Annotated in this window: 9 protein-coding genes; all 9 read left to right on the forward strand. The window is 40.8% G+C overall.

The genetic code is table 11. The annotated features are described in order from the left end of the window. Window positions 1-15 precede the first annotated feature (15 nt). Complete coding sequence (locus ACMX3D_RS17840; protein WP_482747213.1) at window positions 16-1,392, forward strand: alkaline phosphatase family protein; 1,377 nt, start codon at window positions 16-18, stop codon at window positions 1,390-1,392. Between the two features lie 294 nt (window positions 1,393-1,686). Continuing rightward, complete coding sequence (locus ACMX3D_RS17845) at window positions 1,687-3,885, forward strand: anthranilate synthase (protein WP_482747214.1); 2,199 nt, start codon at window positions 1,687-1,689, stop codon at window positions 3,883-3,885. Between the two features lie 62 nt (window positions 3,886-3,947). Beyond that, window positions 3,948-4,784 (forward strand): indole-3-glycerol phosphate synthase TrpC, encoded by an 837-nt coding sequence (trpC, locus tag ACMX3D_RS17850; protein ID WP_482747215.1) that lies wholly within the window; start codon window positions 3,948-3,950, stop codon window positions 4,782-4,784. Between the two features lie 305 nt (window positions 4,785-5,089). Then, entirely contained in the window at window positions 5,090-5,908 is an 819-nt protein-coding gene (trpA, locus tag ACMX3D_RS17855; RefSeq protein WP_482747216.1) for a tryptophan synthase subunit alpha, read from the forward strand. Between the two features lie 220 nt (window positions 5,909-6,128). After that, the gene (trpB, locus tag ACMX3D_RS17860; protein ID WP_482747217.1) at window positions 6,129-7,358 is read left to right on the forward strand and encodes a tryptophan synthase subunit beta; all 1,230 of its coding nucleotides are present in this window, start codon (window positions 6,129-6,131) and stop codon (window positions 7,356-7,358) included. A gap of 6 nt (window positions 7,359-7,364) precedes the next feature. After that, the gene (gene trpD / locus ACMX3D_RS17865; protein WP_482747218.1) at window positions 7,365-8,462 is read left to right on the forward strand and encodes an anthranilate phosphoribosyltransferase; all 1,098 of its coding nucleotides are present in this window, start codon (window positions 7,365-7,367) and stop codon (window positions 8,460-8,462) included. 13 nt (window positions 8,463-8,475) lie between these two features. After that, a complete protein-coding gene (aroF, locus tag ACMX3D_RS17870) occupies window positions 8,476-9,540 on the forward strand; it encodes a 3-deoxy-7-phosphoheptulonate synthase (protein WP_482747219.1) in 1,065 nt (354 codons plus the stop codon). Window positions 9,541-10,016: 476 nt separating this feature from the next. Continuing rightward, window positions 10,017-10,592 carry a hypothetical protein gene (locus ACMX3D_RS17875; protein WP_482747220.1) on the forward strand — a complete coding sequence of 192 codons (576 nt, stop codon included), beginning with the start codon at window positions 10,017-10,019 and terminating at the stop codon, window positions 10,590-10,592. Between the two features lie 358 nt (window positions 10,593-10,950). Beyond that, window positions 10,951-12,285, forward strand: a complete 1,335-nt coding sequence (locus ACMX3D_RS17880) for a hypothetical protein (RefSeq protein ID WP_482747221.1) — start codon at window positions 10,951-10,953, stop codon at window positions 12,283-12,285. Window positions 12,286-12,360: the final 75 nt, after the last annotated feature.

Below are 12,360 nucleotides of genomic sequence, written 5' to 3' on the forward strand. Positions count from 1 at the left end.
TCCTTTGCGGTTATTATGCAAAAAACAGTCGTTCTCAATGTAGTCGGATTAACACCCAACTTGATAGGCGAACATACACCATTCCTCTCGCGTTGGAAATCTTCTGGAAAAGCTGTAACAATAGAACCCGTTTTACCTGCTGTTACCTGTACAGCACAAGCAACTTACCTTACAGGGAAAGCACCTGATGAACATGGAATTGTTGCTAACGGTTGGTACTTTCGGGACGAGTGTGAAATCAAATTTTGGCGACAGTCTAATAAATTAGTTCAAGCTCCGAAAGTGTGGGATATTGCTAAACAAATCGACCCCAACTTTACCTGCGCCAACTTATTCTGGTGGTACAATATGTACTCCTCAGTGGATTATGCAGTTACACCCCGACCGATGTATCCTGCTGATGGACGCAAAATCCCTGATATTTATACTCAACCAGAAAATTTGCGATCGCAACTCCAATCAGAACTAGGTCAATTTCCTTTATTTAACTTTTGGGGGCCTAATACATCAATTCGTTCTACTCAATGGATTGCAGACTCAGCAAAATTTGTTGAAGAACATCATAATCCAACACTAACACTGATTTACCTACCCCATCTAGACTACTGCTTACAAAAATACGGAACTGATACGGATAAAGTAGCCAAAGATTTACAAGAAATTGACGCAGTTTGCAGCGATTTGATTCAATACTACGAAAAACGCGACACACAAGTCGTAGTCTTATCAGAATACGGAATTACATCGGTATCTAAGCCTATACATCTCAATCGTGTATTGCGAGAAAACGGCTTATTAACAGTCAGAGAAGAACTCGGACGAGAACTGCTAGATGCAGGTGCGAGTAAAGCCTTCGCAGTTGCAGACCATCAACTGGCGCACGTTTATGTGAATGATCCTTTTTATATACCGAAAGTGCGATCGCTGCTCGAAGAAATTGATGGAGTTGCACAAGTTTTAGACGAAAGTGAAAAGCCAACTTATCATCTCAACCATTCTCGCTCAGGAGAGTTAGTCGCAGTATCTCAACCAGATGCTTGGTTTACCTATTATTACTGGCTGGATGATTCTCGCGCTCCTGATTTTGCCAGAACTGTAGATATTCATCGCAAACCTGGCTACGACCCTGTAGAACTTTTTATTGACCCACAAATTAAAGTTCCGCAAGCCAAAATTGCATTGAAACTTTTACAGAAAAAATTAGGCTTTCGCTACTTGTTGGATGTTATTCCTTTAGACGCTGATTTAGTTAAAGGTTCACACGGTTGTCTTCCGCCTTCGACCGCTGAAGCGCCATTATTGATTAGCCAACAAACTCATTTACTTGATTCTTCATCTATACAAGCTACTAGTGTTTGTCAGTTAATTCTTGAGCATTTAACTAAGAAATAAATACTTATCTTTTGGTAGATACAAAAAATAGAAATTTCTTTCTAAAGTAGCATGGCTAAAAATTAAAATTAATCAACTTGTATTCATCCAAACAAAATGATATTAATCGCAAATAAAATGTTATCTTGTGCGAAAAATTGTTCATTCATTGGCCAGTTTATTTTGAGTAGTCTAAATAAAGGATATTAGGTTTTTCTAATTACCAAATATCTAACAAACACATCAATAGATATTCTAGCTCCATAATTTTCTTATCGTTCCAAGTTGATTCCTAAAATTCTAAATAATTTATTTATGATTACTGAATCCCATTCCTACACAACCTTGGATAACGTGCGCATCTCTCGTGCAATTACAGAAGTCAAGATGGAGAATGCCATTGAAGAAATTCTATTTTACCTCAATTCTCAGCGCGGAGGTTTATTAACTAGCAGCTACGAATATCCAGGCAGATATAAACGATGGGCGATCGGATTCATTAATCCACCTTTAGAATTAACTACAAGAGAAAATAGTTTTACGCTCACAGCACTAAACGATCGCGGTAAAATTTTGTTAGCTTTGCTGTTTGATCGTTTATCCCAAGTACAACAACTTCATCACATAACTAAAAACCAAAACAGCATCACTGGATTAGTTAAACCTACAGAACAATGTTTTACAGAAGAAGAACGTAGTAAACAACCTTCAACATTTACAGTTATCCGCGAAATTCTCCATACCTTTTCTAGTCAAGAAGACGAACATTTAGGATTATATGGTGCATTTGGTTACGATTTAGTATTTCAGTTTGAACCAATTGCGCCATGTTTAGAACGTCCTACAGATCAGCGAGATTTAGTTCTATATTTACCTGACGAATTGATAGTTGTTGACTACTATCAGCAAAAAGCTTTTAGATTAGAATACGACTTTATTACAGCACACGGTAGCACTTATAATCTGCCGCGCACAGGCGAGTCTGTTGATTATCGAGGTCAACGCTTAACTCCTACACAAAATGCTGACCATCAAATTGGCGAATATGCCAAACAAGTTGAATTTGCCCTTGACTACTTCCGGCGTGGTGATTTATTTGAAGTAGTTCCCAGCCAAAACTTTTTCACAGCTTGTGAAGAACAACCAAGTAATTTATTTGAAACTCTCAAACAAATTAATCCCAGTCCTTACGGATTTATTTTTAATCTTGGTGGCGAATACCTTATCGGTGCGTCGCCAGAAATGTTTGTGCGAGTTGAAGGTCGCCGTGTAGAAACTTGTCCGATTAGTGGCACAATTAGCCGGGGACAAGATGCTTTAGATGATGCTATACAAATTCGCTCTTTACTCAACTCTCCCAAAGATGAAGCAGAGTTGACAATGTGTACTGACGTAGACCGCAATGACAAGTCCCGCATTTGCGAACCAGGTTCAGTACGAGTTATTGGTCGTCGCCAAATTGAATTGTATAGTCACCTCATCCATACAGTAGATCATGTTGAAGGTATCTTGCGGCCAGAGTTTGATGCTTTAGATGCTTTTCTTAGCCACACTTGGGCTGTTACAGTGACCGGCGCACCCAAACGCGCCGCAATTCAATTTATCGAACAGCATGAACGCAGCGCCCGACGTTGGTATGGTGGTGCAGTTGGGTATTTAAATTTCAATGGTAATTTAAACACTGGATTAATTCTGCGAACTATCCGCTTGCAAGATTCAATTGCAGAAGTGCGCGTGGGTGCGACTCTTTTGTATGATTCTGTACCACAAGCAGAAGAGCAAGAAACAATTACCAAAGGTGCAGCATTATTTGAAACAATTCGTCGTGCTAAACAAAAAGACGAAAAAATTGACGATTGCAGCACTACGAACTTGAGCAAATGTGTTCCGAATGTTGAACCTGGGAAACGCATCTTACTTATTGACTACGAAGACTCATTTGTTCACACACTCGCTAATTACATTCGTTCTACAGGTGCAAGCGTTACCACACTTCGTCATGGTTTTCCTGAATCTCTGTTCGATATAGAACGCCCAGATTTAGTTGTCTTATCTCCTGGCCCTGGTAGACCTCATGATTTTAAAGTTCCAGAGACTGTTGCTGCTTGCGTCCGTCGTCAAATACCTCTGTTTGGTGTATGTCTAGGGTTGCAAGGTATTGTAGAGGCTTTTGGCGGAGAGTTGGGAGTGCTTAACTATCCCCAGCATGGTAAGTCCTCACGAGTTTTCGTCACTGCGTCTGATTCTGTGATGTTCCAAGGCTTACCGGAATCTTTTACTGTTGGGAGATACCATTCATTGTTTGCGATACCACAACGTTTACCTAAAGAACTTAGAGTAACGGCGATTTCGGAAGACGAAGTAATCATGGGTATTGAACATCAAACGCTTCCTATTGCAGCTGTACAGTTTCATCCAGAATCAATCATGACTTTAGCTGGAGAAGTTGGTCTAGCAATGATTAAAAACGTAGTGCGGACATATACGCAAACAAAAGAGTCAATATTCATGTAATTATTACTAAATCCGGCGATTAATTTACCTCACGCAAAGGCGCAAAGGCGCAAAGAATATTTATGACTAAACAAGTTGTCTCGCCTCGACATATCCTTGAAGAAATTGTTTGGCATAAACAGCAAGAAGTTGCACAAATGCAGCAGGAAGTATCTTTAACTGCTGTCCAAAATCAGTTAACTGCTGCGCCGCCTGTGCGAGATTTCTTGAAAGCCTTACAGGAAAACGCTTATCAACCTAGTTTAATTGCCGAAGTTAAAAAGGCATCACCCAGTCGTGGGATTATTAGAGCAGATTTTGATCCAGTTGCGATCGCTCAATCATATCAAAATGGTGGTGCGGCTTGTCTATCGGTTCTCACGGATGAAAAATTTTTTCAAGGTAGTTTTAATAACTTGCGTTTAGTGCGATCGCAAGTTACATTACCGCTATTATGCAAAGAGTTCATCATTGACCATTATCAAATTTATCTAGCACGCACAGCAGGTGCAGATGCAGTCTTATTAATTGCCGCCATCTTATCAGACGAAGAACTGCAAAGCTTTTTACAAATCATTCATGACTTGGGTATGACTGCTTTAGTAGAAGTTCATACCTTAGCTGAACTAGATCGAGTTTTACAACTAGATAACCTACGTTTAGTCGGAATTAACAACCGTAACCTCGAAGATTTTACAGTTGATTTACAAACAACACAGCAGCTTTTATCACAGCGACAGCCACAATTACAAAGCCTAGATATCACCGTTGTCAGTGAGTCAGGAATTTATACACCTGCTGATTTATCTTTTGTTGCTGAAGTTGGTGCTAGAGCCGTTTTAGTTGGAGAGTCTTTAGTTAAACAAAATGATGTAGAAAATGCTGTGCATATTTTATTAGGAAAAACTCACCAATTTTAAATCAACTCTTTGCAGAAGTTGGGTCAAGGAGAAAGATAAATCCTTTCTCCCTGAACCTTTTCTTATAAAAATCAAAAATTAAAGTAAAACGACAGGAAAAAGCTAAATTATGTAAGAAAAAATGAACAAGGCTAAAACAATAGACTTCTTGCAAAAGTACCTATTTACAAGCTTTCCTTTGCGTCTTTGCGCCTTTGCGCGAGACAAAAAAAGATTTATGCAAGAGGTCTAATTTTTACTCCTGCCTTCTGCCTTCTGCCTCCTGCCTTATCCTAACGATAAGTATTCACGCCAATTTACTAATTATGACTACTATCTCTAATAACTTTCAATCTTTACGCCAGCGTCAACAATGCGCCTTGATTCCCTTCATCACAGCTGGTGACCCAGATTTAGAAACTACTGCCGACGCTTTACGCATTTTAGATCGCAATGGTGCTGACTTTATCGAATTGGGTATTCCTTACTCTGACCCCTTAGCAGATGGGCCTGTAATTCAAGCAGCAGCTACTCGCGCCTTGAATAAAGGAACCAAATTAGAGCAAGTGCTAGAAATGCTCAAAGACGTAATTCCTACTTTAAAAGCACCAATCATTTTATTTACTTACTACAATCCGATTTTGCATCGGGGTATTAAATCGTTTTTAGCCTTAATTGCTGACGTTGGCGTGAAAGGTTTAGTAGTACCAGATTTACCCTTAGAAGAAGCAGCAGAATTAATTCAAACTGCCGCATCTTTTGGCATTGAAGTGATTTTACTTGTAGCTCCTACTAGTTCTAAAGATAGGATTGATGCGATCGCTCGTCAATCTCAAGGCTTTATCTATCTCGTTAGCGTCACAGGTGTTACCGGAATGCGTTCTCAAATCCAGAATCGTGTACAACACTTACTCACAGACTTACGCAGCGTCACCGACAAACCCATTGGTGTAGGCTTTGGTATCTCCGCACCAGAACAAGCACTTCAAGTTAAAGAATGGGGCGCAGATGCAGTCATTGTTGGTAGCGCCTTCGTCACACGCCTCGCAGAAGGTAGCCTAACTCAAGGACTACAAGCAGTAGAACAACTGTGTAGAGAACTCAAATCAGCAATATCTCTACAACCTGTTGGTTTGGCTAAGTAAATCTTTGCATTCTCTGTGTATATGACTTTTCACTTCATGTGGAAAAACCAATTCTAAACCTAACCCCCCAACCCCCTTCCCTATAAGGGAATGGGGAGAAGTCAAAGCCTCTCTCCTCATAGGAGAGAGGTTTGGAGAGAGGTTTTCCAGATACAGTAAAAAGTCAACTGCGCCTCTGCGTGAAACAATACCTTTGAAAGAATTAAGAGGATTTTAGACTGTGGTCAGCACTCCAGACATCAAGAACAAATTTACACAACCTGATTCTTTAGGCCGATTTGGAAAATTCGGCGGTAAATATGTACCCGAAACCTTAATGCCTGCCTTAAGTGAGTTGGAAGCAGCTATTGAAAAGTATCGTCATGATGCCAACTTCCAAACTGAGTTACAAAATTTACTCCGAGACTATGTAGGCAGACCCAGCCCGTTATATTTCGCGGAACGTCTGACGGCACACTACGCCAGACCTGATGGTACAGGGGCGCAAATTTACTTAAAGCGGGAAGATTTAAATCATACAGGCGCTCACAAAATTAACAACGCATTGGCTCAGGTATTGTTAGCCAAACGCATGGGCAAGCAGCGAATTATTGCCGAGACAGGCGCAGGACAGCATGGTGTAGCAACTGCAACCGTGTGTGCGCGGTTTGGCTTGGAATGTGTCATATACATGGGCATCCACGACATGGAACGGCAAGCCCTGAATGTGTTCCGTATGAAGTTGATGGGGGCAGAAGTGCGCCCTGTGGAAGCTGGTACTGGCACTCTCAAAGATGCAACTTCGGAAGCTATTCGTGATTGGGTAACGAATGTTGAAACCACCCATTATATTTTGGGTTCTGTAGCTGGCCCTCATCCTTATCCGATGTTGGTGCGTGATTTCCACGCTGTGATTGGTAAAGAAACTCGCATACAGGCTCAAGAGAAATGGGGCGAACTACCAGATATTCTTTTAGCTTGTGTGGGTGGTGGTTCCAATGCGATCGGATTGTTTCATGAGTTTGTCAATGAACCTTCTGTGCGTCTAATTGGTGTAGAAGCAGCCGGAGAAGGCGTGAATACAGACAAACACGCCGCGACTCTCACATTAGGTAGAGTAGGAGTTCTACACGGTGCGATGAGCTACATTCTTCAAGATGATGATGGTCAAGTTATCGAAGCTCATTCGATTAGTGCGGGATTAGATTATCCCGGTGTTGGGCCAGAGCATAGTTATTTGAAGGATCTGGGTCGTGCTGAATATTACAGTGTGACTGATCAGCAAGCGTTAGAAGCATTTCAGCGACTTTCGCAACTAGAAGGGATTATTCCCGCATTGGAAACTTCTCATGCGATCGCCTATTTAGAAACTCTCTGTCCACAGTTAGATGGCAGCCCCCGCATTGTCATTAACTGCTCTGGTAGAGGTGATAAGGATGTTCAAACTGTCGCTAAAGTCCTCAATCATTAATTTAATATGGTAGCCATCACTCAAAACCCACTGGACAAAATCTCTGTAACTTCTGCTTCATCCGACTGGTCAGCTTTATTGCAACAACTACTCAAGCGCCAATCATTAACAGTTGACCAAGCTACCGATTTAATGCACGGTTGGTTAACAGAAACTATTCCTCCAGTCTTATCAGGAGCCATCTTAGCGGCAATTCAAGCTAAAGGTGTTTCCGCAGAAGAACTAGTAGGCATGGCCACCGTCCTACAATCCCAATCTTCTTACCCTACTCCCTACTCCCCACTCTCTACTCCCCTAATTGACACTTGCGGAACTGGTGGAGATGGTGCTTCAACCTTTAATATCTCTACAGCTGTAGCTTTTGTGGCTGCTGCTGCTGGGGTGCAAGTCGCCAAGCATGGTAATCGTTCTGCCTCTAGCAAGGCTGGTTCTGCTGATGTGTTGGAAGCTTTGGGAATCAATCTCAATGCTAACCCGGAGAAGGTACAAGCGGCGGTTGGTGAAGTGGGCATCACCTTTTTGTTTGCTCCAGGTTGGCATCCAGCACTCAAAGCCGTTGCTGATTTACGCAAAACTCTCAAGGTGCGGACTATTTTTAACTTGCTTGGGCCTTTGGTAAATCCACTGCGTCCAACAGGGCAAATTATTGGTGTGAACGACCCACTGTTAATAGAAGAAATTGCCCAAGCCTTATCACAACTGGGATGCCGAAAAGCGATCGCACTTCACGGTAGAGAAAGATTAGACGAAGCAGGTTTGGCAGATGTGACTGATTTAGCTGTGCTGCAAGCTGGAACAGTCCGCTGTCTAACTCTCAATCCGCAAGAACTCGGTTTAAATCCTGCACCAACGGACGCATTGCGCGGTGGCGATGTCCAAGAAAATGCAGAAATCTTAAAGGCTGTCCTCCAAGGAAAAGGCACTCCAGCACAACAGGATGTAGTTGCTTTAAATACAGCTCTAGCGCTGCAAGTTGGTGAAGCAATTGCAGGCACAACAGACATTTTAGAAGGTTGCGTCAAAGGCATTGTTTTGGCTAAAGAAGTTCTCCAAAGTGGCGCTGCTTGGACAAAGTTAGAACAACTTGCTGAATTTTTGCACTAATGAGGAACAGAAGATGATTGTAGTCTTGAAAAACGGTACACCTAATGATGAAATTACTCGCATCAGCCAAGGTTTAAAAGAAACTTGGGGAGTGACAGTCGAAAAAAGTGTTGGCGAACATAAAGTCATCTTGGGAATGATTGGCGATACTTCTACTCTTGATCGGATGCAAATTCAAGAGTTTAGCCCTTGGATTGAGCAAGTATTGCGGGTGGAAAAACCTTTCAAGCGGGTGAGTCGAGAATTCCGCTATGGAGAAGCCAGCGAGGTTGTTGTACCCACGCCTAACGGTGATGTCTACATTGGTGAGCAGCATCCGATAGTAGTGGTAGCTGGGCCTTGTTCTGTTGAGAATGAGGAAATGATTGTTGAAACCGCCAAGCGAGTTAAGGCAGCTGGAGCCAAGTTTTTGCGGGGTGGAGCTTACAAACCTCGTACTTCACCTTATGCTTTCCAAGGGTATGGTGAAAGTGCTTTAGATTTGTTAGCAGCAGCGCGGGAAGCAACAGGTTTAGGTATCATCACAGAACTGATGGATGCTGCTGATTTACCAGCATTATCAAGAGTGGCTGATGTTATTCAAATAGGTGCGCGAAATATGCAAAACTTCGCGTTGCTCAAAAAAGTAGGCGCACAAGATAAACCTGTTCTGCTCAAACGGGGGATGTCCGCCACAATTGATGAGTGGTTAATGGCAGCAGAATATATCCTTGCAGCGGGGAATCCGAATGTAATTCTTTGTGAGCGAGGTATTAGAACCTTTGATAGTAAATATGCTCGCAATACTTTGGATTTATCTGTAATTCCGGTGTTGCGATCGCTCACTCATTTACCAATCATGATTGATCCAAGTCATGGTACAGGTAAATCTGAATATGTGCAACCTATGGCTTTAGCTGCGATCGCTGCTGGTACTGACGCTTTAATGATTGAAGTTCATCCCAATCCAGCTAGAGCGTTATCTGACGGGCCACAATCTCTTACACCTGAAGGATTTGACCGCTTAACATACGAAATGTCAGTTATTGGTAAAGTCGTTGGACGTTGGTCTGTACCAGCTTTACTTGCTACTGTTTAGTCTTCTTTTTTGCCTACATACAACAGTAAAAATTTAGTAGTAAATATTTATAATATTTGCTATTAATACTCTATTTTGTTGTTGGAATGCAATTTCATTTTTATCAATAATTGGCGCATGATATTAAAGCCATAATCATGCGCCAATTTATATTTTCCTTACTAAAATCAGCTTTTATTGAGCTAATAATATTATATTTTTTGCAAAAGACATAAACATTTATCATTGCATTAACTCTAATAAATTATTAGCATATATCTGGATGTAAAATTAGTTATAGCTTGATTAAAAACAGTAAACTTTCTTGGCAATCAAGCTGCTAAATATAGCAATAAATATTCGCTCACTTCTGCAAAGAATGCTAACTAGATTTAGCCAAAAGCAAGAGACACAACTAGTCTTTTGTTATTTTTTTGTTTCTTGATTTTTTCAGTACTAACAAAATTTATATCCGAAATCTAGGAGGATATTTTCTCATGACAGATTCAAATAATGGCGGTAACACTAACCCTTCTAGCGAAGAACTTGAGGCTCTGCTGCGACAATCACCATTCGGTGCTTTGCTAGATATTCCCGGTGTAGAATCAGACGACATCATTGAGGCTTTTGGCAGATCTGCTAGTGGTAGTGGTAGTCCATTTGGCAACGGTGGCAATCCAAATAACGGTAGCGCTCCCTATAGTGGTAATCCCTTTGCTAACTTTGGCAACCCAAATGCACCTGGTGGCCCTTTAACAGGTGGTGTCAATCCTTGGACTGCTATTAACCAAGGTGGTAGTGATCCTTTAACTGGTGGTGGTAGCAATCCTTTTGCAGGTGGTAGCAATCCCTTTGCAGGCGGGAACAATCCTTTTGCAGGCGGTGAAAATCCCTTTGCAGGCGGGAACAATCCCTTTGCAGGCGGGAACAATCCCTTTGCAGGTGGTAGCAATCCCTTTGCAGGTGGTAGCAATCCCTTTGCAGGTGGTAACAATCCTTTTGCAGGTGGTGAAAATCCCTTTGCAGGTGGTGAAAATCCCTTTGCAGGCGGTAGTGGTTTCCCATTCGCTTAATAGCAACAGATATTAGGACTCTCTAAAAACCGCAGTTAAACACAACTGTTTAACTACGGTTTCATTTTCTATTCTTGAGTATTGTCATCAGGCTATTAAAGTGTCTTTAACACTACTGCACAACTAGAAAAAGAAAAAAATGTTATGCAAATCAAAAAATAAATCATTGTTTATTAGTTAAAGATATCATAATTTTATTTGGGATAAGATTGATAATTTCGTGTCTAAACATCTATTAAAAATTAAGTAAAGACAAATTATAAATAATAAAAAAATTAATTGCTTGTAGAGACTTAAGTTAACTTTCAATTTTTTACTGTTCTAAAAATACCTGAAGTTAAATAGGAGATTAATGCTGATGGAAGAATCTGCTGTCAACCCTTTTGGTGCGGGTAATTTCTTTACTGGCAGTAATGGCAGTTCGCCGCAGCGATCGCCTTTCGAGAACCTCTCAGATATTGGTCAGTACATACCTGAAGGTGTTAGCAATCCTTTTACCAGTCCTAGTACGCTTCCTGGTGGAATCAACCCTTTTGCAAGTGATGGTAGTAGTCGGTTTGAGCAATTAATTTTTAATCGCTTAAGGTTAGTTTTAGGTGATAACTTATTCAATAGTAGTAATAACCCATTTACCAGTGGCGGGATACCTCAATTTGGTGGTGCTGGCAATCCGTTCAATTTAAATACGCCACCTTTTAATGGAAACAACGCACCCGTTGGTAATGGCAACAGAGATTTTGGTACTAGCAACGCAACGATTGGAAATTTCAACACAAATTATGGCAGCGACAGCGCCACGATTGGCAATGGCAACTGGAATTTTAGTAATAACAACGCCACAATCGGGAATGGTAACTGGAAGTTTGGTAGTAATAATACAGTAATTGGCAATGGTAACTGGCACTGGGACGATGGAAATAATAATGCAACTTTAGGCAATGGTAATTGGCAATTTGGTCAAAATAATCAAACCGTTGGTAATGGTAATTGGAACTTTGGTCAAGACAATACAACAGTTGGTAATGGCAACTGGTATTGGGATGAAGGAACCAACAATACAACTGTAGGTAATGGTAATTGGCAATTTGGTAATGAAAATATAACTCTGGGTAATGGGAATTGGGATTTTGGTACTAACAACACAATTGTAGGTAATGGCAATTTTGTTTTCACTAGTAACAATACAATTGTAGGTAATGGTAACTTGCTAATAGATGGCAACAACACAATTATTGGTGTTGGTGACGATGCCGAATTTTTAAATTCCCTTTTCCAAGAAACGCCAAGCGATGTTAATAGTTTGATTAATTCTCTTGTAGGAACATTTGGACAAGAATTTATTGAATTAACGGGTAATTTTGATAGTTCTGCAACCCAGACATTTAACCGACTTATCCTTTCTAGAAGAATTGGTGGGGATAACAGTACTATATCTAATCAACTCGATCAGTTCTTCAACAGTCTATTCAGTGATATTCCATTCAATGAATTGCCTTTTCAGCCTGGACAAAATTTGCAACCTGTTCCAGAACCTACTGCTGCAATACCACTGTTCATATCAGGCTTTTTATTATTGTTATTTTCTAAATTCAGAAAAAAAGTATTGGCAAAAAACAATAACGCTTTATCTAGCAGTTACCCGTCACTCGTAAATAACCAGATCCCCGACTTCTTTAAGAAGTCGGGGATCTAAGTTTGTTGATTTACATAAATCAAAAAAGATTGTTATAGGTGATTGTACTCTAACTTAGATTCACCTGCTGATGTT

It is taken from the genome of Anabaena sp. TISTR 8404, assembly GCF_056847745.1.